Source organism: Luteipulveratus flavus, from assembly GCF_029439465.1.
Taxonomy (GTDB): Bacteria; Actinomycetota; Actinomycetes; order Actinomycetales; family Dermatophilaceae; genus Luteipulveratus; species Luteipulveratus flavus.
This window is the reverse complement of sequence record NZ_JAROAV010000057.1, coordinates 68,672-89,364: the sequence shown is the minus strand read 5'-3', so window position 1 is coordinate 89,364 and position 20,693 is coordinate 68,672. Positions and strand designations below refer to the sequence as shown.

Below are 20,693 nucleotides of genomic sequence, written 5' to 3'. Positions count from 1 at the left end.
CCATGAGCAACGCCAGCCCGCAGACGCCGCAGAAGGTCCTGACGGCGGTCGCATGGCCGTACACCAACGGCCCGCGCCACATCGGTCACGTCGCCGGTTTCGGTGTCCCGTCCGACGTGTTCAGCCGGTACATGCGGATGCTGGGGCACGACGTCCTGATGGTCAGCGGCACCGACGAGCACGGCACCCCGATCCTCGTCCTCGCCGATCAGGAGGGTGTGACCCCGCGAGAGCTGGTCGACAAGTACAACGCCGTCATCGTCCAGGACCTCACCGACCTCGGCCTGTCCTACGACCTGTTCACGCGGACGACGACGGCGAACCATCACGCGGTCGTGCAGGAGATGTTCGAGACGATCCGCCGCAACGGCTACATGGTCGAGCAGACCACGCGGGGTGCGATCAGCCCGTCGACGGGCCGGACGCTGCCGGACCGCTACATCGAGGGCACCTGCCCGATCTGCGGGTTCCCCGAGGCGCGCGGCGACCAGTGCGACAACTGCGGCAACCAGCTCGACCCGACCGACCTGATCGACCCGCGCAGCAAGATCAACGGTGAGACGCCGGAGTTCATCGAGACCCAGCACTTCTTCCTGGACCTGCCGGCGCTGAAGGACGCGCTCACCGTCTGGCTGGACGAGCGGGAGGCCAGCGGCGACTGGCGTCCGAACGTCATCAAGTTCAGCCAGAACATCCTGGAGGACATCCGGCCGCGCGCGATGACCCGCGACATCGACTGGGGCATCGAGATCCCTGTCCAGGGCTGGGACACCAAGCGGTTCTACGTCTGGTTCGACGCGGTGATCGGCTACCTCTCCGCGTCCATCGAGTGGGCCCGCCGCCTCGGCGACGAGGACCGCTGGCGCGACTGGTGGAACACGGGCGCAGCAGCGACCGGACACGCGAACCCGACCGCTACGCCAGCGGACTCGGCGCAGCCGACGGAGGTCGGGGGAGTCGACGAAGGAGGCACCCCCGACCGCAGGAGCGAAGCCCCAAAGACATCGGAAGTAGGCATGAATCGCGACGCAGGAGCGAGACATGCCTACTTCATGGGGAAGGACAACATCGTCTTCCACTCCCAGATCTGGCCGGCGGAGCTGCTCGCGTACGACGGCAAGGGCGCACGCGGCGGCGAGCCGGGGCCGTACGGCGACCTGCGGCTGCCGACCGAGGTGGTCTCCAGCGAGTTCCTGACCATGGAGGGCAAGCAGTTCTCCACCTCGCGCGGCCACGTCATCTACGTGCAGGACGTCATCGCCCGGTACGGCCCGGACCCGCTGCGCTACTTCATCTCGGCGGCCGGTCCGGAGACGCAGGACTCCAACTTCACCTGGGCGGAGTTCGTCCAGCGCAACAACTCCGAGCTGGTCGCGGGCTGGGGCAACCTGGTCAACCGCACCGCGAGCATGATCCACAAGAAGTTCGGCGAGATCCCCGCTCCGGGCCCGCTCGCGGACGTCGACGAGAAGGTCCTCCGGACCGTCGCGGACGGCTTCGGCTCGGTGGGCGCCCTGGTCGGCAAGCACCGGCAGAAGGCAGCGCTGGCCGAGGCGATGCGGCTGGTCGGCGAGGCGAACAAGTACGTCTCCGACACCGAGCCGTTCAAGCTGAAGGAGGAGTCGCAGCAGGAGCGGCTGGCGACGATCCTGCACACGCTGGCGCAGCTGGTGAGCGACCTCAACACGATCCTCGCGCCGTTCCTGCCGCACGCCGCGAACCGCGTGCACCTGGTGCTCGGCGGCGAGGGCGAGTTCATGCCGATGCCGCGGACCGAGCAGGTCCGCGACCTGGACGACGACCGCCCGTACCCGATCATCACCGGCGACTACTCGGCGACGCCGCGCTGGGAGCGTCATCCGGTCGTGGTCGGCTCGCCCGTCGGCAAGCCCGCTCCGGTGTTCGTCAAGCTCGACCCGAGCGTGGTGGAGGAAGAGCTCGCGCGGCTCGCGGGGCAGCACCCGTCGGGTGACGTTGATCACAGGCTGGAGACCGATGGCGCCCACCCCGGCGACGCCGTCCCGACCACCCCGACCGGGCCGGCGACGCACGCCGACGAGAGCTGAGCGACCCCATGAGCAAGGGGTACGAGACGGGCCATCACGGCGACAGGCCGGCGGCCCCCGACCGGCTCCCGCTGGCGGTCGTCGACAACCACACCCACCTCGACATCGCCCGCGACGGCGGCCCCCTCCCCGACGTCCGTCAGGTCATCGACGAGGCGGTCGCGGTCGGGGTCGACCGGATGGTCCAGATCGGCTGCGACCTGGACGGCGCCCGCTTCACCGCGAAGGTCGTCGACGAGCACCCCGAGCTGCTCGGCGGGGTGGCCATCCACCCCAACGAGGCGCCGCGGCTGCACGACGCCGGACGGCTGCAGGAGGCGTGGGACGAGATCGAGCAGATCGCGTCGCACCCGCGCATCCGGGTCATCGGCGAGACCGGTCTGGACTACTTCCGTACGGGGCCGGAAGGCGTTGCGGCACAGCAGGACTCATTCCGCTGGCACATCGACCTCGCCAAGCGGAGCGGCAAGGCGCTGCAGATCCACGACCGCGACTCGCACGAGGACGTGCTGCGCATCCTGAGCGAGGAGGGAGCGCCGGACCAGACCGTCCTGCACTGCTTCTCGGGTGACATCGAGATGGCCCGCGAGTGCATCCAGCGGGGCTACTTCCTCTCCTTCGCCGGGACGGTGACCTTCAAGAACGCGCGGTCGCTGCGCAACGCCCTGTCGATCACTCCGCTGGAGCAGGTGCTGGTCGAGACGGACGCGCCGTACCTCACCCCGTCGCCCCACCGCGGGGCGACCAACGCGCCGTACCTCGTGCCGCTGACCGTACGAGCGATGGCGGGCGTGCTGAACGTCGACGTGCCGTCGCTGTGCCGGGCGATCTCCGACAACAGCGAGCGGGTCTTCGGCCCCTGGTGAGCGACGCGGTCGCCGGGGCTGGGAAGGACAGCGGACCGGGCCCGTCCGGTGCCCGTTTCGTGACCAGAACTTGACCTTCCGTGCCTCGGTAGGCACGGTGGTCAGGTCCAACCCGAGCGCGATCAGCCTGCTCGGACGCGGTCCGCAGCCCGGACCCGTGGGTGGGACGCCGTACGGCGGCGTCGTCACGGACCTCAGCGAGACGAGATCGATCCGCTGCTGTCCGCTGCCCCGCGTCCTGGTCGCCGAGGGGCCGCACGACATCGGAGAACCGTGAGTCCCAGCACCAAGAAGTCCACCGTCCGCACCGCTGCCGTGGCCCTGCTGTCCGTGACCGCTCTGGCCGGCTGCGGTTCGCAGGGACCGGGTGACGCCCAGGCCAACCTGCAGCTGCCGAAGCAGTCCAAGGACGACTCCGGGATCCTTCCCGAGCCGGCGAAGTCCTCGACGAGCACCACCGCGACCCCCACGGCCACGCCGAGCAGCTCGACGAAGGCGCCGCAGCGGGCGTCGCGCCACCAGGCGAGCGACTCCATCACCACCCGCGAGGTGAAGCAGACCCGGGTCGTGCACTACGACACCCGGCGGGTCGAGACGAACGACCTCGCCAAGGGCAGCACGAAGGTCAGCCGCGGCGGCGAGAACGGCACTCAGGTCGTGACGATCCGCCAGACGCTCGTGCGCGGCGACGTCGTCCGGACCAAGGTCGTGGACACCACGACCACCGACAAGGCCACCGACCGCATCGTGCTGGTCGGCACCAAGGAGGCCGCGCCGCAGCCGGCTCCGCGCCGCAGTGCCCCGACCCCGACGCCGACGCCGACCCCGGACGAGCCGAGCGGCGACTCCTCCAGCGGGCTGGACATGCGCCGCGCCTCGATGTGGGACCGCATCGCCGAGTGCGAGTCCGGCGGCAACTGGAGCATCAACTCGGGCAACGGCTACTACGGCGGCCTGCAGTTCGACCTGCAGACCTGGCGTGGCGCCGGTGGTGGCGACTTCGCCTCCCGCCCCGACCTGGCCTCGCGCGGTGAGCAGATCACCGTGGCCAACCGCGTGTACGACGAGCGCGGCCTGCAGCCCTGGGGCTGCCGCGACGCTGCCTGAGGGCAGCCCACGAGCTGGCGCCGCCGGACCTTTCCCTTCGTGGGGTCCGGCGGCGCCTTCGTCTCTCCGCCCGGCCCATAGAGTGACCACCCATGACCGACGAACCCCGGCTGCTGGGCGCGACCGAGATCCGTGAGATCGCCGGCCGGCTCGGCATCAGACCGACCAAGCAGTGGGGGCAGAACTTCGTCATCGACGCCAACACGGTCCGCAAGATCGTCCGCCTCTCGGGTGTCGGACCGCAGGACAGCGTGGTCGAGGTCGGGCCCGGTCTGGGTTCCCTGACGCTGGCGCTGCTCGGGGCGGCCGCCCACGTGACCGCCGTCGAGGTCGACCCTGCGCTGGCGGCCGAGCTCCCGCAGACCGTGCAGCGGCACGCACCCGCGTACGCCGACCGGCTCGCCCTGGTCACCGCGGACGCCATGACGGTGACGAGCCTGCCGGACCCGCAGCCCACGGCGCTGGTGGCGAACCTCCCGTACAACGTGTCGGTCCCGGTCGTGCTGTCCTTCCTGGAGCGGTTCCCGACGATCGAGCGCGTTCTGGTGATGGTGCAGCTGGAGGTCGCCGAGCGGCTGGCCGCGACGCCCGGCTCGAAGGTGTACGGCGTGCCGAGCGTCAAGGCCGCCTGGTACGCCGACGTCAGGCTGGCCGACCGGGTCGGGCGGCACGTGTTCTGGCCCGCCCCGAACGTCGACTCCGGCCTGGTGTCGCTGGTCCGGCGCGACCCCCCGGAGACGACCGCGACACGCCAGGAGGTGTTCGCCTGCATCGATGCCGCCTTCGCGCAGCGGCGCAAGACGCTGCGGGCCGCCCTGGCCGGGTGGGCCGGGTCGGCGACGGCGGCCGAGGAGGCGCTGAACGCCGCCGGGATCGACCCGCGGACCCGCGGTGAGCGGCTGGGCGTCTCCGACTTCGCGCGGATCGCCGCAGCCCGAGGCTGACCCGGCGTGTCGGACGAGCGCCGGCCGGAGGGGAGTCGGGACCGCCGAGGGGTGGCTCTAGGGTGGGCCGCATGAGCGCACCGGTCCTGCCACCTCGTGGGGTGAGCGTCCGCGTGCCCGCCAAGGTCAACCTCGAGCTCCGGGTCGGTCCGCGCCGCTCCGACGGGTTCCACGGCCTGTCCACCGTCTACCACGCGGTCGACCTGTTCGACGTCGTCACCGTCGAGCCCGCGCAGGAGTGGGGCCTCACCTGCCTCGGCCCGTACGCGGATCGCGTACCGACAGACGAGACGAACCTCGCGCTGCGCGCCGCCCGGGCGGTGGCACAGCTGGCCGAGGTCGACGAGGCCGTCCACATCACCATCGACAAGACGATCCCGGTCGCCGGCGGCATGGCCGGGGGCTCGGCCGACGCGGCGGGGGCCCTGGTGGCGTGCGACGCGCTGTGGCAGTCCGAGCTGAGCCGGGCCGAGCTGGACGAGGCGGCCGCCGAGCTCGGCAGCGACGTCCCCTTCCTGCTCACCGGCGGCACGGCGATCGGCTCCGGACGCGGCGAGCAGGTCGTCCCGGTCCTGACTCAGGGCACGTTCCACTGGGTGTTCGCGCTGCACCACGGCGGGCTCTCGACTGCCGACGTGTACGCGGAGATCGACCGGCTGCGCGACGGCGAGGACCTGCCGGAGCCACAGCCGTCCGAGGAGCTGATGGCCGCGCTACGGGCGGGCGACGTCGACCGGCTCTCGCTGGCGCTGATGAACGACCTGGAGCCGGCCGCGTGCTCACTGGACCCGCAGCTGCAGCAGACGATGGCGGCCGGGCTCTCGCACGGCGCACTCGCCACGACGGTGTCCGGGTCCGGGCCGACAGTCGCGTTCCTGGCTCGTGACCGGGCCGGCGCACTCGACCTGATGGTGGCGCTGTCCGCCGACGGCATTGCCGATGACCTCGTCCACGCCCGCGGCCCGGTCGCCGGCGCTCAGCTGCTGAGCGACGTCACCGTCCGCTGACCGCTGTTCCCGCCGCTACCGGCGTACGTCGGGAGGCGTGTCGCCGTAGCGACCCTGCCCGTCCGCCTGCCCGTCGTCGTACCGGTCGCTGACCAGGCGTGCGTCTCCGGCGTCGTCGTACCGGTCCCTGACGGGCCGTGCGTCGTCGACGGGCTCGCGGTGGTCGAGACGGTCCTGCTCGCGCGCACGGTCGGCGATGGCCGCGTCGCGCTCGGCCTGCGCGTCCTGCGCCTCCTGGCGCAGCTCCTTGCGCTCCCGGCGCCGTTGGACGCCCCGCCGGCTGCCGGCGACGAACGAGCGCAGGGCGGCCAGGACGAGAGCCATGGCGAGTGCGCCGAGCAGGAAGACCACGAGCGGGCTGACGTGGACGTCCAGGTTGGCCGCCGACAGGTCGACGTCCGGGGCATCGCCCGAGGCGATGGCGAACCACACGACCAGCAGTGCGGCGAGAACGAGCAGGAGCAGGGCGACGGCGATCATGACGTACCTCCTGTGGGTCAGAACGGGTGGCTGCCGGGGCGGTGCAGGCGCGGATCGTGCACGACGTACCCCTCCCAGCGGCGCACCGCCGACCGTGTCCTACCCCCTGCATTCACGCCGGAAACAGCCGCGTTCCCGGGGATGGTCGGGCCGCCGGGCTGAGCCTTCGAGCGCACTTCGTGGGCGCCTGACAGGCCGAGTTCCCGCGAGTCTCGAATGGCGAGACATCGGTTGTGCATACTTCTGAGTCCATTCGGGTAGATGCCAACCCGGAGGCCTGGAGGGAGCTTCACCCCGCCTCCCGCGGCCCGCGGCCCGGCCGGAACCAGGTGTGAACAAACCCTTTACAGAACGCTCGACAAAGTCTGCACAGGTGTGCAAGGTTGTACTCCGTCGTTGACCCACCAAGCCGCTGACGAGGGAGTTAGACCGGCGATGCCCCTGCTCGAGAGCCACCTTCCGCAGGCGTTGTTCCACAGCGCAGCCCGCCCCGTGACCAGCAGCGCGTCCGCGCTGCGGCCCCGCCGCCACGACCTCGGTCGTCGTCCGGCGAGCTCGGCGCTGACTGCTCTGGTGGGGTCGATGACCCAGCGTGAGCTGATCATTCAGCTCAAGCACGTCGAGGACCAGCGCCGGCTCACCCCGCTTCCCGCACCGACCGACGAGCTGCAGCGTCAGCGCAACCTGCGTCGCTGGGAGAAGCAGGTCATCGCCGAGCTGCGACAGCGACGTGACGCGGAGGCGGAGTCCGGCGAGGAGTCGGATCTCCCGATGCCCGCCGCGTAGGCACCGACCCGCACAGACCACCCGTCCCGGACGGGCAGGCCCCACCGGCCCGCACCGTCCCCCCGAATGTCCCGCGTCCACCCCCGGCGCGGGCGCCAAATGGCCGCCGTAGCGGCCCACAAAGGAGATGAATCAGTGCTCACCAACATCATTCTCTGGATCCTGATCGGACTGGTCGTCGGCGTTCTCGCTCGACTCGTTCTTCCGGGACGTCAGGGCATCGGCTGGGTCGCGACCATCCTCATCGGCATCGTTGCCGCGCTCCTGGGTGGATTCATCAGCTACCAGCTGCTCGGTGTGGACGACAACGGCGGCATCAAGTGGATCCCGCTGCTCATCAGCGTCGCGCTGGCCGCCATCGGTATCGGTGTCTACACCGGTTCGATCGGCCGCGGCTCGCGCTCGCGCATCTGATCTGCACCGGCTGAGAGCGGCCCGGCCCCTGCGCGGGGGCCGGGCCGCTGCCATAGGCGGCCCCCGCGGCCGTGATCGAAGTTCTCGCTCCGGGGTAGCCCCGAGGAGCACACACACGTCGTACGCGTGAGGCCCGTTCGTCCTGGATCCCCAGCGACGACGAGCACCGGGACCACACCGTTTCGACTCGAGGTCAAGCAGCCGGCCTCGTCCCTCCGCCCCCGACCGCCAGGTCGCGCGGAAGCACGCCAAGACCGTCGAGCACTGTTGCGGCGCAACGCCGCTCGCGGACCCACCGTTGAAAGGAAGATGTATGACCATCGACCAGAACCAGATCAACGACGTCATCGGCAAGGACGTGTACGGACTCGAGAACGAGCACATCGGCAAGGTCGGCCAGGTCTACCTGGACGACGCCACCGGTCGGCCGGACTGGCTCACCGTGAAGACCGGGCTCTTCGGGATGAAGGAGTCCTTCGTCCCGCTGAGCCAGGCGCAGGTGTCGGGCGACCGGCTCGACGTCCCCTACACCAAGGACGTCGTCAAGGACGCTCCTCGGGTGGACGCGGAGAGCCACCTGGACCCCGAGGACGAGGACCAGCTGTACCGCCACTACGGGCTGGACGACCAGAGCGCGGGTGGCCTGCAGGGTGAGTCGGGCACGACCGACCACCTCGGCGGCCGCGACGTCGAGGGCGGCCTGGTGGGCACGCCCGCCGAGCGCTCGTCCGACCTGCGGACCGACCACGACGGCACGGACCGCGTGGGGACGCAGGCCGGCACGGTCGGTGGCGACACCACCGGCCTGACGGCCGGCGAGGCCGGCACGCGGTCGGAGGAGCCGTTCCCCGCCGGCACCGAGCAGCGTGAGCCGGGTCGGTCGCGACTGCGTCGGCACGTCACCACCGAGCAGGGCACTCATGGTGCCGCGGGCGTCCCGGGTGCTGCGGACGGCGAGCTGCGTCCGGAGCGGACGACCACGGACGGTGAGCTGCGTCCCGAGTCGACCACGGCGGACGGCGAGCTGCGTCCGGAGCGGACGACCACGGACGGCGAGCTGCGTCCGGAGCGGACGACCACGGACGGCGTCGACGGTGTCGACGGCACGGACGGCCGGCGGACGCTCTGACCGCACCTTTCAGATCCTGGTGATCGGCCCTCGGGCCGGTGACCCGGACGGCTCGGGCCGGCACGCGACTGCGCGTGCCGGCCCCAGGTCGTCTCCTGTCGATCAGCCCGGGCGCGGGGCGTACATGATCAGCGCGACGCCGGCCAGGCAGACGAGGGCGCCGGCGACGTCCCAGCGGTCCGGTCGGTACCCGTCCACGACCATGCCCCACAGCAGCGACCCGGCGACGAACACACCGCCGTACGCCGCGAGGATCCGCCCGAAGTGCGCGTCCGGCTGCAGGGTCGCGACGAACCCGTAGACGCCGAGGGCGGCGATGCCGGCGCCGATCCACACCCACCCGCGGTGCTCCCGCACGCCCTGCCAGACCAGCCAGGCCCCGCCGATCTCGGCGAGCGCGGCGGCGACGAACAGTAGGAGCGAGCGGGCGACCGTCATGACACCGATTGTCCCGCTGACGCGCTCGGTGCCTGGGACAGTGGGCGGATGCGTCGTCTGGTCGTGCTGGGTGCCTCCGGCGGGTGGGCGCCCGCGGGGCAGGCGAGCAGCGGGTTCCTGCTGGAGTGGGACGGGGTGCGCATCGTGCTCGACCTGGGGTACGCGACCCTGCCGCAGCTGCTGGCCCGCGTCCCGGACGGCGACGTGGACGCGGTGCTCGTCACGCACGAGCACCCGGACCACTGCATCGACCTGCACGGCCTGTTCCGGCTGCGGCACTACGGCCACCCCGGCGCGCCCCGGCTGCCGCTGTACTGCCCCGACGGGGTGCTCGACCGCTTGGCGGGCATCGAGCCCGACGTCGACCTGGCCGCGGTGTTCGAGCACCGTCCGCTGCCGGGCGAGTACGACCTGGGTCCGTTGCACCTGACGGCGCTGCCGCTGCCGCACTTCGTCCCGACCGTGGGTCTGCGCCTGGTGACCGAGGGACTGGTCCTCGCCTACGCCACGGACACCGGCCCGGACGACGCGCTCCTGGACCTCGGCGAGGGCGCCGACCCGTTCGTCCTGGACGCCACCGACCGCCCGGGGGAGACGGAGCGACCCGACCGCAACCTGCTGACGGCGGCCGAGGCAGGGACATGGGCGCAGCGAGCCGGCGCCCGGTCGCTGATGCTGACCCACCTGTGGCCGGGCACCGACCCGGCGGCGTCCGTGGACGCGGCGCGGGCGTCCTTCGCGGGCCCGGTGCGGGTGGCTGCTCGCGGGCTGGAGGTCGACCTCGACCGCGCGGCGGGCTGAGCGCCGGCGCCAGGGCGCCGATGCGGGGAGAACGGCCGCGCGCACCTAGGCTCGGACCACTATGGCGAACCTCCTCTCCGCCGAGCGTGTCTCTCTGACCCTCGGCACCCGGCACATCCTGGACGAGGTCTCCCTCGGCATCGGCGGCGGCGACCGCATCGGCGTCGTCGGGCGAAACGGGGGCGGCAAGTCGACCCTGCTGAAGGTGCTGCTGGGGAGCCAACCGATCGACTCCGGACGCGTCACCCGCGTGGGCGGACTGACGGTCGGCGTCCTGACGCAGGAGGACGCGCTGCCTCCCGGTGCCACCGTCGCGCAGGCCGTCCTCGGCGACCGCGCCGAGCACGAGTGGGCCGGGGACCCCCGCATCCGCGACATCATGAACGGTCTGCTCGGTGGTCTGGACCTCGCCGCGCTCGGCGGGCCGGACGCGGTGATCGGCCCGCTCTCGGGCGGCGAGCGGCGCCGCGTCGGGCTGGCCCGACTGCTCGTGGACGACCCCGACCTGCTGCTGCTGGACGAGCCGACCAACCACCTGGACGTGGAGGGTGTGCAGTGGCTGGCCGACTTCCTGGTCCAGCGCCGGACCCGCCCCGACAGCGCGTTCGTCGCGATCACCCACGACCGGTGGTTCCTGGACGCCACCTCGACCAACACCTGGGAGGTCGTCGACGGCCGCGTGGAGCAGTACGAGGGCGGGTACGCCGCGTACGTCCTCGCCAAGGCCGAGCGGGCCCGGATCGCGGCCGTGACCCAGGAGCGCCGCGACAACCTGCTGCGCAAGGAGCTGGCATGGTTGCGCCGCGGCGCGCCGGCGCGGACCAGCAAGCCGAAGTTCCGGATCGAGGCCGCCAACGAGCTCATCAAGTCCGAGCCGGAGCCGCGCGACGACGTCGCGCTGACCCGGTTCGCGACCACCCGGCTGGGCAAGGACGTCGTCGACCTGATCGACGCGACCGTCCTGATCGGGGAGCGGACGATCCTGGACCGGCAGACCTGGCGGCTCGCGCCGGGAGAGCGGACCGGCATCGTCGGCGTCAACGGCGCCGGCAAGTCGACCCTGCTGCGGGCGATCGCCGGGCTGGTCCCGCTGGATGCGGGCAAGCGCAAGGAGGGGCGCACCGTCCAGCTCGCCTACCTCACCCAGGAGGTCCGCGAGCTGGAGCAGGTCGCCGGCCGCACGGTCATCGACGCGATCACCGACGTGCGCTCGTACACCGTGCTGGACGGCAAGGAGATCAGCGCGAGCCAGCTCGCCAAGCGGCTGGGGTTCAGCGGGCCGCGGCAGCAGACCCGGGTGAGCGACCTGTCCGGCGGCGAGCGCCGACGGCTGCAGCTGCTGCGCCTGCTGATGGCCGAGCCGAACGTCCTGCTGCTGGACGAGCCCACGAACGACCTGGACATCGAGACGCTGACCTCGATCGAGGACGTCCTGGACGGCTGGGCGGGGACGCTCCTGGTGGTCTCCCACGACCGGTACCTGCTGGAGCGGATGTGTGACCGCCAGCTCGCCCTACTCGGCGACGGCCGGATCCGCGAGCTGCCGGGCGGGGTCGAGCAGTACCTGGAGCTACGGCACGAGCAGCAGGCGCGTACGGCGGGGACGCGGTCCTCGGCGGCGGTGCCGACCTCGTCCGCGGCCGGGGTCACGACGGGTGCCGCGGAGTCGGCGTACTCGCCCGCTCAGCAGCGGGAGGCGCGCAAGGATCTCGCGCGGATCGAGCGCGCGCTGTCCCGGACGGAGGAGCGGGAGAGCCGGCTGCACGACCGGATGGTGCAGGCAGCCCAGGACCACGCGGAGTCGGCGCGGCTCAGCGAGCAGCTGCGCGAGCTGCACGCCGAGCGCGAGCAGCTGGAGGCCGAGTGGCTCGAGGCGGCCGAGGTCGCCGGCTGAGGGACCTCAGGACCGGGCGTCGGCGGCCGGACGGGGGGCCGACGCCTCGACGTGCGGGGCCGACGGCTCGGCGTTGGCGACGTTGGCGACGTTGGCGCGAGCCTCGCGCCGGCTCAGGACCCGGTGCGTGAGCGTCATGATGCCGCGGCGGGCCGGGACCTCGACGTAGCGGTGGGCACCCTCGGCGACCACCAGCAGGACGGCCAGGGTGACGGCGAGCGCGGCGTACCCGCGCAGCCCGGGAGCGGACTGGATGACCTTCCCGCTCGACAGCTGCCACACCAGCCAGCGATGCGTGATGTAGAGCGCGTAGCTGGCGGTCCCGAGCGCCACCATGGCCCGGGTGCTGCACCACCGGGCGAGCCAGCCCTGGCCGGAGGCCAGCGACAGGATGCCCAGCGCGAACGGCAGCAGGAAGAGCGCGCCGAAGGAGCCCGAGTTCACCGCCTGCGACGTGGTGGGGCGGAACATCGCCAGGCCGAGCACGTACGCGACAACGACGGTCTGGACCACGTGATGCCCGGCGGCCGGCCACTGGCGCAGGCGTGGCAGCAGGTGCGCGAGGGCCAGGCCGGTGACGAACTCGGCCAGGTGCGGCAGCGGGTTGCGGTAGAGCCAGCGATGGGCCGAGCCCGGGTCCTTCGAGGGCAGCTCCGCGCGACCGGTCAGGACGAAGTACGCCCACACGAGGACGAGGGCGAGGGTGGCCGCGGCGATCACGGCTACCAGACCGCGGACGGACCAGCGGCGCGCGACCCGTGCCACCAGCGGCGCCACGAACGGGAAGAGGAGGTAGAAGAACAGCTCGACGCCGATGGACCAGCCGGGACCGTTGTAGTAGTTCAGGGCGGCGTCCACGTCGGGGCCCCAGGTCTGGACCGCGAGCAGGTTCTGCAGCAGGGCGCCGTGGTACTGCTCGTGACCGATCGCGAAGTAGTACACGGCGCAGTAGGCGACCATCACCCAGTACAGCGGCATGACCCGCGCGACCCGGGCGATGTAGAACAGCGCCGTGCGACGTCGGTCGTGGAAGTGCAGCTGGGGGTAGTTGTAGGCCAGCACGAAGCCGGACAGCAGGAAGAACAGCGGCACGCCGATGTATCCCCACGCCACGAGGTGGTGGAGCGGCTCGGGTGCGTTGCGGGGGATACCGGTGTGCGAGAGCACCACCGCGAGGGCGGCGACCGCTCGAAGACCGGTCAGAGCACGGAGCTCGGGCTTCTTGGCGTGCGGGCCACGCGCTGGTGCGGGGGAGGTCATCGACGGGCTACCTTACGTGCCCGTCCCCGCCGGCGACGACATCGCGCCGCGGCGTGCTCAGCCCTCGAGCTCGCCCAGCAGGGTGCGCAGGCCGACGGCGAGGCGCTCGCGGTCGCGGGTGGGCAGGTGGCTGAGCAGCTCCTGCTCCCGCGCCAGCAGGTCGGCCATGACCGCGTCCACCAGGTCCCGGCCCTCGTCGGTGAGCTCTACCAGGACCCCGCGCCGGTCGTTGGGGGCGGGCCGGCGGCGGACGAGGCCACGGTTCTCCAGCCGGTCCACCCGGTTGGTCATCGTGCCGCTGGTGACCAGCGTCTGCTGGACGAGCGCGCCGGGGGAGAGCTCGTACGGCGTCCCGGCCCGCCGCAGCGCCGACAGGACGTCGAACTCCCACCCCTCCACGTCGTGCCGGGCGAACGCCGTGCCTCGGGTCTGGTCCAGCCGGCGCGCCACCCGGGAGATCCGGGAGAGGACGTGCAGCGGGGCGACGTCGAGGTCGGGTCGCTCCCGCTGCCAGGCGTCGACGATCCGGTCGACCTCGTCCTGCCCGCGCGCTGTCATGCGCCGCAGTCTAGGCGCCGTCAAGTTTCTTGACATCAAGACATCCAGCAGTATCTTGATATCAAGATAAATCCCGCGGCCGGCTCGCGCGGCGCAGCGCCTCTCGCGCGCGGCGGTTCGGCGGTGGGGCATCGTCGTACAAGGAGGTACGTCATGGCTGTCTGGGACCCGGCGCAGTACGAGCGGTTCGCCGACCACCGCACTCGTCCGTTCTTCGATCTGCTCGACCGCGTCGGGGCCGAGAACCCCTCTCTCGTGGTCGATCTCGGGTGCGGCAACGGACCGCTCACGCTGGCGATGGCACAGCGCTGGCCCGCCGCGCGGGTCGTCGGCGTCGACAGCTCGGTGGACATGCTCGAGCGCGCTCGGGCGCTGGACCGCGACGCCCGGGTCGAGTGGGTGCACGCGGACGTCGCAGCGTGGGATCTCGCGGCGGTCGGCAGCCCGGACGTCGTGATCAGCAACGCCACTCTCCAGTGGGTGCCCACGCACCGCGAGCTCGTCCCGCGCTGGCTGGAGGCGCTCGCGCCCGGCGGCTGGTTCGCGATGCAGGTGCCCGGCAACTTCGCCGCGCCCTCGCACGTCGCGATCCGGGAGGTGGCCGCAGCCCAGCCCCGCGGCGCCGAGCTGACCGCCGCGTTGCGGGAGGCGCCGGCCGGCGAGCCCGCCTCGTACGCCGACCTGCTCGCGCCGTCCTGCCCCCGCCTGGACGTCTGGGAGACGACGTACCTGCAGGTTCTCGACCCGGCCGGCGAGCAGGACGCTCCCGTCCTGGAGTGGGTCAAGGGCACGGCCCTGCGCCCGCTGCTCGACCTGCTGGAGGGCGCCGAGCGGGAGGCGTTCCTGGACGACCTACGTGCCCGGCTGGCCCGCGAGTACCCGCGGTCGGCGTACGGGACGCCCTTCCCGTTCCGCCGGATCTTCGCGGTGGGCCAGGTCGCCGGTGGCGGTGACTCCACGGAGAAGGTGACGAGCGTCCGCGGCCTGCACCACGTCCAGGTGGCGTGCCCGGCGGGCTCGGAGGAGCGGCTGCGGGCTTTCTACTCTGGCGTCCTCGGCCTGACCGAGATCGAGAAGCCGCCGGCGCTGCGGGCTCGCGGCGGCTGCTGGTTCCGGGCCGGTGTGGCGCAGATCCACTGCGGCGTCGAGGAGGACTTCCGGCCGGCGTGCAAGGCCCACCCGTGCCTGCTCGTCGAGGACGTGGACGCGCTCGCCGGCGTCGTCGCGGACGCGGGCGGAGCCGTCCGGTGGGACCAGAACATCGAGGGCGTCCGCCGCTTCCACACCGACGACCCGGTCGGCAACCGCATCGAGATCCAGCAGGCGTGAACCTCAGCGCTGAGTGAGGCGGGGTTGCTGCTCCAGGCCGGTCAGACCGTTCCAGGTCAGGTTGACCATGTGCGCGGCGAGCTCGGCCTTCTTGATCCTGCGGCCGGACTCCAGCCACCACTCGCCGGTCAGCGCGATCGCCCCGAGCAGCATCTGCGCGTAGACCGGTGCCGTACGCGTGTCGAGCTTGTTCTTGGTGAAGGTGGCCGCGAGCGCCTGCTCGATGTGGACCGCGATGTCGGACATCAGGCTGCCGAGCGAGCCACCCGTGTGCCAGGAGGGCGAGTCGTGCGCGAGCACCCGGAACCCGTCGGGGGAGTCCTCGATGTAGTCCAGCATCGCCAGGGTCGCCTGCTCCAGCAGGTACCGCGGCGCGGCGTCCGTGTCGTCCAGCGCGTCGGCGATGACGCCGAGCAGCCGCGCCATCTCCCGGTCGACGACGACCGCGTACAGGCCCTCCTTGCCGCCGAAGTGCTCGTAGATCAGCGGCTTGGTCACGCCCGCCTCGGACGCGATCTCCTCGACCGTGGCCGCCCCGACGCCGCGCTCGGCGAAGACCCGGCGGCCCACCGTGATCAGCTGCTCACGGCGTTGCTTGCCGGTCATCCGGGCGCGGGCGCTGGTGGTCATGGGGTCATTGTCCCGCTCCACTACCCTGAGCGGTGGTCCTGGCCGCGATGCGTGGCGCGTCGCCGGCCTGCCGTTCCCCGGTTGCTCTGCTGGTAGGGGCCGCCTGACTTTGAATCAGGATTAGCGACGTTGGTTCGATTCCAACCCGGGGAGCCCGTACGCCGCCCGTCCGCCGTGCATCACGCGGCGGCCACTCCCTCCGGCAGAAGTTGGCCCCCGGCACACGCATGGCTGTGCTCGCCGCCAGCTTTTGCCGGTGGCGGCGTGGCCCCTGCGACGCGGTCGTGCCCGGCTGGTGCGGTGCACTCGTGGTCGACGGGTAGCCTGGTCGGCCGGACGCATGTCCTCGTGCGCCCGTACGCCTGACCCCCATCCCCCCGGAGTGTCTTCGACGTGAGCGCCTCCCGCCGCCCTGCTGCCGTCATCGTCCTGGCCGCCGGTGACGGCACCCGGATGAAGTCCGACCTCAACAAGATGCTGCACCGCATCGGCGGCCGCACCCTCGTCGCGCACGCCCTGCTGGCCGCGGCGCGGACGGAGACGGCGCACGTCGCGGTGACCGTCCGGGCGCAGCGCGACCGCGTGGCCCCGCACGTCAGCGAGGTGTGGCCGGACGCGGTCATCGCCGACCAGGACGAGGTCAAGGGCACCGGCCGCGCCGCGGAGTGCGCCCTGGGCGCCCTCCCCGCCGACCTGACCGGCACCGTCCTGGTGACGTACGGCGACACGCCCCTGCTCACGACCGAGACGCTGCTGGAGCTCACGGCCGTCCACGAGGGCGCCGGCAACGCGGTCACCGTCCTCACCGCGCACCTGGAGGACCCCACCGGGTACGGCCGGGTGTACCGCGGCCACGACGACACGGTGCACGGGATCATCGAGCACAAGGACGCGCTGCAGGCCCGCCACGAGGGCGGGGACCTCGCGCACGCGCTCGACATCACCGAGATCAACTCCGGCATCTACGCCTTCGACGTCGAGGTGCTGCGCGCGAGCCTGGCGAAGGTCACCACCGACAACGCCCAGGGCGAGAAGTACCTCACCGACGTCCTCGCCATCGCGCGCGCGGACGGCGGCCGCGTCGACAGCCACAGCATCGAGGACATCTGGCAGATCGAGGGCGTCAACGACAAGGTGCAGCTGGCCCGGATGGGCAAGGAGCTCAACCGCCGCACCCTGGATCGCCTGATGCGCGAGTCCGGTGCGATCGTCACCGACCCGGACACCACCTGGGTCGACGCCGAGGTGACGGTCGGCCGCGACACCGTCCTGGAGCCGAACACCCAGCTGCTCGGCGCCACCTCCATCGGCGCGGGCGCGACCATCGGCCCGGACTGCACGCTCAAGGACACCGAGGTCGGCGACGGCGCGAGCGTCGTGCGCGCCCACACCGAGCTCGCCGTGATCGGCCCGAAGGCGACCGTCGGCCCGTACTCCTACCTGCGGCCCGGATCCGAGGTCGGCCCGGACGCCAAGATCGGCACGTTCGTTGAGACGAAGAACTCTCAGGTCGGCCGTGGGACGAAGGTCCCACACCTGTCGTACGTCGGTGACGCCACCATCGGCGAGTACTCCAACATCGGTGCGGCGAGTGTGTTCGTGAACTACGACGGTGTGAAGAAGCACCACACGACGATCGGCAACCACGTCCGCATGGGCAGCGACAACATGTATGTCGCCCCCGTCACCGTGGGTGACGGGGCCGGCTCGGGTGCGGGCGCGGTCATCCGGAAGGACGTGCCGCCTGGAGCGCTGGCCATCTCGGTCGCGCCGCAGCGCAACATCGAGGGCTGGGCGCTGGACAAGCGCGCTGGCACGCCGCAGGCGGCGGCCGCGGAGGCCGCGCTCGCGGCACGGGCCGGCGAGAACACGCAGGACGACAACACGCACGACACCGACAGCACGCACGACACCGACACCAAGGGCGAGGGCGCAACCGCATGACCAGCAGCATGAAGCGGACCACCGAGAAGAACCTGATGGTGTTCTCCGGACGAGCGCACGAGACGCTCGCCCAGCAGGTCGCCAAGGAGCTCGGCACCGAGCTGGTGCCGACCGAGGCGCGGGCGTTCGCCAACTCCGAGATCTACGTGCGCTATGAGGAGTCGGTGCGCGGCTGCGACGCGTTCGTCATCCAGAGCCACACCGCTCCGGTGAACGAGTGGATCATGGAGCACCTGATCATGGTCGACGCGCTGAAGCGGGCGTCTGCCAAGCGCATCACCGTGGTCCTGCCGTTCTACGGGTACGCCCGTCAGGACAAGAAGCACCGTGGCCGTGAGCCCATCTCGGCCCGGCTGATGGCCGACCTGTTCAAGACCGCGGGCGCCGACCGGCTGATGGCCGTCGACCTGCACACCGACCAGATCCAGGGCTTCTTCGACGGCCCGGTCGACCACCTGATGGCGCTGCCGATCCTGTCGGAGTACGTCAGCGACAAGTACGGCGCCGAGGACCTCACCGTGGTCTCCCCGGACGCCGGCCGGATCAAGGTCGCCGAGCACTGGAGCTCGCGCCTCGGTGGCGCGCCGCTGGCGTTCATCCACAAGACCCGTGACATCACCCGCCCGAACGAGTCGGTCGCCAACCGCGTGGTCGGCCAGGTCGAGGGCCGTACCTGCATCCTGGTCGACGACATGATCGACTCCGGCGGCACGATCTGCCACGCCGCCGAGGCCCTCATGAAGGACGGCGCCGCGAGCGTGGTCATCGCCGCGACGCACGCGATCTTCTCCGACCCCGCGCGGGAGCGGCTGATCTCCTCGGTCGCCCGCGAGGTGATCGTGACCGACACGCTGCCCATCGCCGAGGAGAAGCGGTTCGACAAGCTCACCGTGCTGTCCATCGCCCCGCTGCTGTCCGCCGCGATCCGCGAGGTGTTCGAGGACGGCTCGGTCACGAGCATGTTCGACGGCCGCGCCTGACGCCGCCGGCGCGCTCGCGCTTCCTCCTCGCCGGGTGCGGGTAGGAAGACGTCATGAAGGTGCTGGTGACCGGTGCGACCGGGTACGTCGGCGGCCGGCTGGTGCCGTTGTTGCTGGACGAGGGCCACACCGTACGGACGACGACGCACCGGGCGCGTCCCGGGCCGTGGTGGTGGGCGGACGCGGTCGAGACCGTGCCGATGGACGCGCTGGACCAGCAGCAGGTCGAGGCGGCCTGCGAGGGCGTCGACGCCGTGTACTACCTGCTGCACGGCCTCGACAGTCCTGACTTCGTCGAGCAGGACCGGCGCGCCGCGCAGAACCTGGTCGCGGCGGTCGAGAAGCACCGGGTCGGACGGGTGGTCTACCTCTCCGGGATCGTGCCGCCCGTCCCCGAGGACCGGCTGTCGGACCACATCGCCTCGCGGCTGGAGGTCGAGTGCGTCCTCACCGACAGCTCGGCGACCGTGATCTCGCTGCGCGCGGCGATCGTCATCGGCAGCAGGTCCACCTCGTTCGAGATCCTCCGGCAGGTGTCCGAACGCCTGCTCCTGCAGCCGTTGCCACTGTGGATGGACTCGGCGGTGCAGCCGATCGCCGTCGTCGACGTCCTGGAGTGCCTGCTCGGCGCGCTGACCCTGGACAGCGACTCGCTCCACCTGGACGTCGGTGGACCCGAGCAGCTGTCGTACGCGCGGCTGCTGCAGGCGTACGGGCGGATCGCCGGCCGGCTGCGCCCGCAGCTCGTGCTGCCGTACCTGCGCGACCCGCTGGTCGGCCGGCTCGTCGGTGCGCTGACGGACGTCCCGACGCCCGTCGTCCGGTCGCTGGTGCAGAGCCTGCGCCACGACATGGTCTGCGCGGACGACTCCTTCGTCCCGCTCCTCCTGCCGCCCGGACACCGCCTCGTCGGGGTACGGCCGGCGATCGAGCGGGCGCTGGCCGCCCCGCAGGACGACCCGCCCGACGCCGACCCGATGGGCCCGATGCCGCAGGACCCGGCCTGGTCGCGGGACGGCGGTGCGCGTCCGGTGACCTCCGCCCTGCTGGAGCTGGCGCAGTCGCTGCTCCCGGACCGGTAGCCGTCCCCCGGGAGGCCCGGACCGCCGCGCACGATTTGAGGGCGGGTACGCGATCGTCGTACGATCGTCGGCGTTGCCTCGGCGAGGGACGCTGCATGCGCGTCCGTGATCGACGCGGTGGTCCACGATGTCGACGTACGACGTCCGCCGGACTCACGTGCGTCCCGCCCGCTCGCGCGTACCACGTCCCGCGTCGAGGCCACCGCCCTTCCATACCGCGACATCCACGAGGAGTCCCCCATGGCTGACAACGAGCTCCGCCTCGTCGCCGAGACCCGTTCCCAGTTCGGCAAGGGTGCGGCCCGCCGCATCCGCCGCGACCACAAGATCCCGGCCGTCCTGTACGGGCACGGCTCGGAGCCGGTGCACCTGACCCTGCCGGGTCACGAGACCATGCTCGCGCTGAAGCAGGTCAACGCGCTGCTCACCATCGAGCTCGACGGCAAGGACCAGCTGGCCCTGGCCAAGGACGTCCAGCGCGACCCGATCAAGCCGATCATCGAGCACGTCGACCTGGTCGTCGTCCGCCGCGGCGAGAAGGTCACCGTCGACGTGCCGGTCCACGTCGAGGGCGAGGCCGCCCCGGAGACCGTCGTCACCGTCGAGAACGCGAGCCTGCAGGTCGAGGCCGAGGCGACCCACATCCCCGAGTCCTTCACCGTGTCCGTCGAGGGCCTGGAGGCCGGCAGCCAGATCCTGGCCAAGCAGGTCGAGCTGCCCTCGGGCACCACCCTGGTCGCCGACGAGGAGCTGCTCGTCGTCAACGTCACCGCGCAGGTCACCCAGGAGGCGCTGGACGCCGAGCTGGAGGAGGCCGAGGCCGAGGCCGGCATCGAGCACGACGAGTCCGAGGCCGAGGCGGCCGAGGGCGAGTCGGATGCCGAGGGCGAGGGCGAGAGCACCGAGGACGCTGCGTCCGACGAGAGCTGATCGCTCACCCGTACGCGTCGACCCCACCGGGCACCTGCCCGGTGGGGT

21 protein-coding genes and 1 tRNA gene are annotated in these 20,693 nt (G+C 71.7%); 17 read left to right on the top strand and 5 right to left on the bottom strand.

The features are described 5' to 3' along the window. The first annotated feature begins 2 nt into the window (after window positions 1–2). The 6 genes from metG to P4R38_RS19915 all read left to right on the top strand — a co-directional run bounded on the left by metG (window position 3) and on the right by P4R38_RS19915 (window position 5,990). Window positions 3–2,066, top strand: a complete 2,064-nt coding sequence (metG, locus tag P4R38_RS19940; RefSeq protein WP_277193740.1) for a methionine--tRNA ligase — start codon at window positions 3–5, stop codon at window positions 2,064–2,066. Between the two features lie 8 nt (window positions 2,067–2,074). Further along, entirely contained in the window at window positions 2,075–2,932 is an 858-nt protein-coding gene (locus tag P4R38_RS19935; RefSeq protein ID WP_277193738.1) for a TatD family hydrolase, read from the top strand. A 97-nt stretch (window positions 2,933–3,029) separates the two neighbouring features. Then, entirely contained in the window at window positions 3,030–3,209 is a 180-nt protein-coding gene (locus P4R38_RS19930) for a hypothetical protein (RefSeq protein ID WP_277193736.1), read from the top strand. After that, window positions 3,206–4,039: a resuscitation-promoting factor gene (locus tag P4R38_RS19925; protein ID WP_277193735.1), complete on the top strand. Its 834-nt coding sequence runs from the start codon at window positions 3,206–3,208 to the stop codon at window positions 4,037–4,039. Before P4R38_RS19930 ends, P4R38_RS19925 begins: the two co-directional genes overlap by 4 nt. Window positions 4,040–4,131: 92 nt before the next feature. After that, complete coding sequence (gene rsmA, locus P4R38_RS19920) at window positions 4,132–4,983, top strand: 16S rRNA (adenine(1518)-N(6)/adenine(1519)-N(6))-dimethyltransferase RsmA (RefSeq protein WP_277193734.1); 852 nt, start codon at window positions 4,132–4,134, stop codon at window positions 4,981–4,983. 71 nt (window positions 4,984–5,054) lie between these two features. Further along, window positions 5,055–5,990: a 4-(cytidine 5'-diphospho)-2-C-methyl-D-erythritol kinase gene (locus P4R38_RS19915; protein ID WP_277193733.1), complete on the top strand. Its 936-nt coding sequence runs from the start codon at window positions 5,055–5,057 to the stop codon at window positions 5,988–5,990. Between the two features lie 15 nt (window positions 5,991–6,005). On the opposite strand, the gene P4R38_RS19910 is transcribed toward P4R38_RS19915, so the two are convergent. Further along, the gene (locus tag P4R38_RS19910; protein WP_277193732.1) at window positions 6,006–6,470 is read right to left on the bottom strand and encodes a hypothetical protein; all 465 of its coding nucleotides are present in this window, start codon (window positions 6,468–6,470) and stop codon (window positions 6,006–6,008) included. 435 nt (window positions 6,471–6,905) lie between these two features. Here P4R38_RS19910 and P4R38_RS19905 point away from each other — a divergent pair, with 435 nt between their 5' ends. The 3 genes from P4R38_RS19905 (at window position 6,906) to P4R38_RS19895 (ending at window position 8,799) form a co-directional block, all read left to right on the top strand. After that, the gene (locus P4R38_RS19905) at window positions 6,906–7,256 is read left to right on the top strand and encodes a hypothetical protein (protein ID WP_275236713.1); all 351 of its coding nucleotides are present in this window, start codon (window positions 6,906–6,908) and stop codon (window positions 7,254–7,256) included. 135 nt (window positions 7,257–7,391) lie between these two features. Continuing rightward, a complete protein-coding gene (locus tag P4R38_RS19900) occupies window positions 7,392–7,670 on the top strand; it encodes a GlsB/YeaQ/YmgE family stress response membrane protein (RefSeq protein WP_275236714.1) in 279 nt (92 codons plus the stop codon). Window positions 7,671–7,983: 313 nt separating this feature from the next. Then, a complete protein-coding gene (locus P4R38_RS19895; RefSeq protein ID WP_277193731.1) occupies window positions 7,984–8,799 on the top strand; it encodes a PRC-barrel domain-containing protein in 816 nt (271 codons plus the stop codon). Between the two features lie 102 nt (window positions 8,800–8,901). Here P4R38_RS19895 and P4R38_RS19890 read toward each other — a convergent pair whose 3' ends face one another. Continuing rightward, the gene (locus tag P4R38_RS19890) at window positions 8,902–9,237 is read right to left on the bottom strand and encodes a YnfA family protein (protein WP_277193729.1); all 336 of its coding nucleotides are present in this window, start codon (window positions 9,235–9,237) and stop codon (window positions 8,902–8,904) included. A 48-nt stretch (window positions 9,238–9,285) separates the two neighbouring features. On the opposite strand from P4R38_RS19890, the gene P4R38_RS19885 reads away from it, so the two are divergent. Both P4R38_RS19885 and P4R38_RS19880 read left to right on the top strand, forming a co-directional pair. Beyond that, window positions 9,286–10,038 carry an MBL fold metallo-hydrolase gene (locus P4R38_RS19885; protein ID WP_277193727.1) on the top strand — a complete coding sequence of 251 codons (753 nt, stop codon included), beginning with the start codon at window positions 9,286–9,288 and terminating at the stop codon, window positions 10,036–10,038. A gap of 61 nt (window positions 10,039–10,099) precedes the next feature. Continuing rightward, a complete protein-coding gene (locus P4R38_RS19880) occupies window positions 10,100–11,932 on the top strand; it encodes an ABC-F family ATP-binding cassette domain-containing protein (RefSeq protein WP_277193725.1) in 1,833 nt (610 codons plus the stop codon). 6 nt (window positions 11,933–11,938) lie between these two features. On the opposite strand, the gene P4R38_RS19875 is transcribed toward P4R38_RS19880, so the two are convergent. Together P4R38_RS19875 and P4R38_RS19870 are read right to left on the bottom strand one after the other, a co-directional pair. Continuing rightward, window positions 11,939–13,192 (bottom strand): acyltransferase family protein, encoded by a 1,254-nt coding sequence (locus tag P4R38_RS19875; protein ID WP_277193724.1) that lies wholly within the window; start codon window positions 13,190–13,192, stop codon window positions 11,939–11,941. A 57-nt stretch (window positions 13,193–13,249) separates the two neighbouring features. Continuing rightward, window positions 13,250–13,750 carry a MarR family winged helix-turn-helix transcriptional regulator gene (locus P4R38_RS19870; protein ID WP_277193722.1) on the bottom strand — a complete coding sequence of 167 codons (501 nt, stop codon included), beginning with the start codon at window positions 13,748–13,750 and terminating at the stop codon, window positions 13,250–13,252. A gap of 153 nt (window positions 13,751–13,903) precedes the next feature. Between P4R38_RS19870 and P4R38_RS20140 the strand changes: the two genes are divergently transcribed. Then, window positions 13,904–15,079 carry a methyltransferase domain-containing protein gene (locus P4R38_RS20140; RefSeq protein WP_409201289.1) on the top strand — a complete coding sequence of 392 codons (1,176 nt, stop codon included), beginning with the start codon at window positions 13,904–13,906 and terminating at the stop codon, window positions 15,077–15,079. A 3-nt stretch (window positions 15,080–15,082) separates the two neighbouring features. Here P4R38_RS20140 and P4R38_RS19855 read toward each other — a convergent pair whose 3' ends face one another. Continuing rightward, window positions 15,083–15,709, bottom strand: a complete 627-nt coding sequence (locus P4R38_RS19855) for a TetR/AcrR family transcriptional regulator (protein WP_277193721.1) — start codon at window positions 15,707–15,709, stop codon at window positions 15,083–15,085. 74 nt (window positions 15,710–15,783) lie between these two features. On the opposite strand from P4R38_RS19855, the gene P4R38_RS19850 reads away from it, so the two are divergent. The 5 genes from P4R38_RS19850 to P4R38_RS19830 all read left to right on the top strand — a co-directional run bounded on the left by P4R38_RS19850 (window position 15,784) and on the right by P4R38_RS19830 (window position 20,645). Then, window positions 15,784–15,862 (top strand) — tRNA-Gln (locus P4R38_RS19850). A gap of 240 nt (window positions 15,863–16,102) precedes the next feature. Then, on the top strand, window positions 16,103–17,653 hold the full coding sequence (gene glmU / locus P4R38_RS19845) for a bifunctional UDP-N-acetylglucosamine diphosphorylase/glucosamine-1-phosphate N-acetyltransferase GlmU (RefSeq protein WP_277193720.1): 1,551 nt from the start codon (window positions 16,103–16,105) through the stop codon (window positions 17,651–17,653). Further along, window positions 17,650–18,633 (top strand): ribose-phosphate diphosphokinase, encoded by a 984-nt coding sequence (locus P4R38_RS19840; RefSeq protein WP_275236723.1) that lies wholly within the window; start codon window positions 17,650–17,652, stop codon window positions 18,631–18,633. Before glmU ends, P4R38_RS19840 begins: the two co-directional genes overlap by 4 nt. A gap of 53 nt (window positions 18,634–18,686) precedes the next feature. Next, window positions 18,687–19,715 (top strand): NAD(P)H-binding protein, encoded by a 1,029-nt coding sequence (locus P4R38_RS19835; RefSeq protein ID WP_277193718.1) that lies wholly within the window; start codon window positions 18,687–18,689, stop codon window positions 19,713–19,715. A 240-nt stretch (window positions 19,716–19,955) separates the two neighbouring features. Continuing rightward, on the top strand, window positions 19,956–20,645 hold the full coding sequence (locus tag P4R38_RS19830) for a 50S ribosomal protein L25/general stress protein Ctc (RefSeq protein WP_277193717.1): 690 nt from the start codon (window positions 19,956–19,958) through the stop codon (window positions 20,643–20,645). Window positions 20,646–20,693 lie beyond the last annotated feature (48 nt).

What these genes read in the sequence shown, in the direction of transcription:
- P4R38_RS19835 (WP_277193718.1), top strand. Translation starts at nt 18,687, where the DNA reads ATGAAGGTGCTGGTGACCGGTGCGACCGGGTACGTCGGCGGCCGGCTG.
- P4R38_RS19855 (WP_277193721.1), bottom strand. Translation starts at nt 15,709, where the DNA reads ATGACCACCAGCGCCCGCGCCCGGATGACCGGCAAGCAACGCCGTGAG.
- P4R38_RS20140 (WP_409201289.1), top strand. Translation starts at nt 13,904, where the DNA reads ATGGCTGTCTGGGACCCGGCGCAGTACGAGCGGTTCGCCGACCACCGC.
- P4R38_RS19935 (WP_277193738.1), top strand. Translation starts at nt 2,075, where the DNA reads ATGAGCAAGGGGTACGAGACGGGCCATCACGGCGACAGGCCGGCGGCC.
- metG (WP_277193740.1), top strand. Translation starts at nt 3, where the DNA reads ATGAGCAACGCCAGCCCGCAGACGCCGCAGAAGGTCCTGACGGCGGTC.
- P4R38_RS19830 (WP_277193717.1), top strand. Translation starts at nt 19,956, where the DNA reads ATGGCTGACAACGAGCTCCGCCTCGTCGCCGAGACCCGTTCCCAGTTC.
- P4R38_RS19915 (WP_277193733.1), top strand. Translation starts at nt 5,055, where the DNA reads ATGAGCGCACCGGTCCTGCCACCTCGTGGGGTGAGCGTCCGCGTGCCC.
- P4R38_RS19875 (WP_277193724.1), bottom strand. Translation starts at nt 13,192, where the DNA reads ATGACCTCCCCCGCACCAGCGCGTGGCCCGCACGCCAAGAAGCCCGAG.
- P4R38_RS19870 (WP_277193722.1), bottom strand. Translation starts at nt 13,750, where the DNA reads ATGACAGCGCGCGGGCAGGACGAGGTCGACCGGATCGTCGACGCCTGG.
- P4R38_RS19895 (WP_277193731.1), top strand. Translation starts at nt 7,984, where the DNA reads ATGACCATCGACCAGAACCAGATCAACGACGTCATCGGCAAGGACGTG.
- rsmA (WP_277193734.1), top strand. Translation starts at nt 4,132, where the DNA reads ATGACCGACGAACCCCGGCTGCTGGGCGCGACCGAGATCCGTGAGATC.
- P4R38_RS19885 (WP_277193727.1), top strand. Translation starts at nt 9,286, where the DNA reads ATGCGTCGTCTGGTCGTGCTGGGTGCCTCCGGCGGGTGGGCGCCCGCG.
- P4R38_RS19890 (WP_277193729.1), bottom strand. Translation starts at nt 9,237, where the DNA reads ATGACGGTCGCCCGCTCGCTCCTACTGTTCGTCGCCGCCGCGCTCGCC.
- P4R38_RS19880 (WP_277193725.1), top strand. Translation starts at nt 10,100, where the DNA reads ATGGCGAACCTCCTCTCCGCCGAGCGTGTCTCTCTGACCCTCGGCACC.
- P4R38_RS19905 (WP_275236713.1), top strand. Translation starts at nt 6,906, where the DNA reads ATGCCCCTGCTCGAGAGCCACCTTCCGCAGGCGTTGTTCCACAGCGCA.
- P4R38_RS19840 (WP_275236723.1), top strand. Translation starts at nt 17,650, where the DNA reads ATGACCAGCAGCATGAAGCGGACCACCGAGAAGAACCTGATGGTGTTC.
- P4R38_RS19910 (WP_277193732.1), bottom strand. Translation starts at nt 6,470, where the DNA reads ATGATCGCCGTCGCCCTGCTCCTGCTCGTTCTCGCCGCACTGCTGGTC.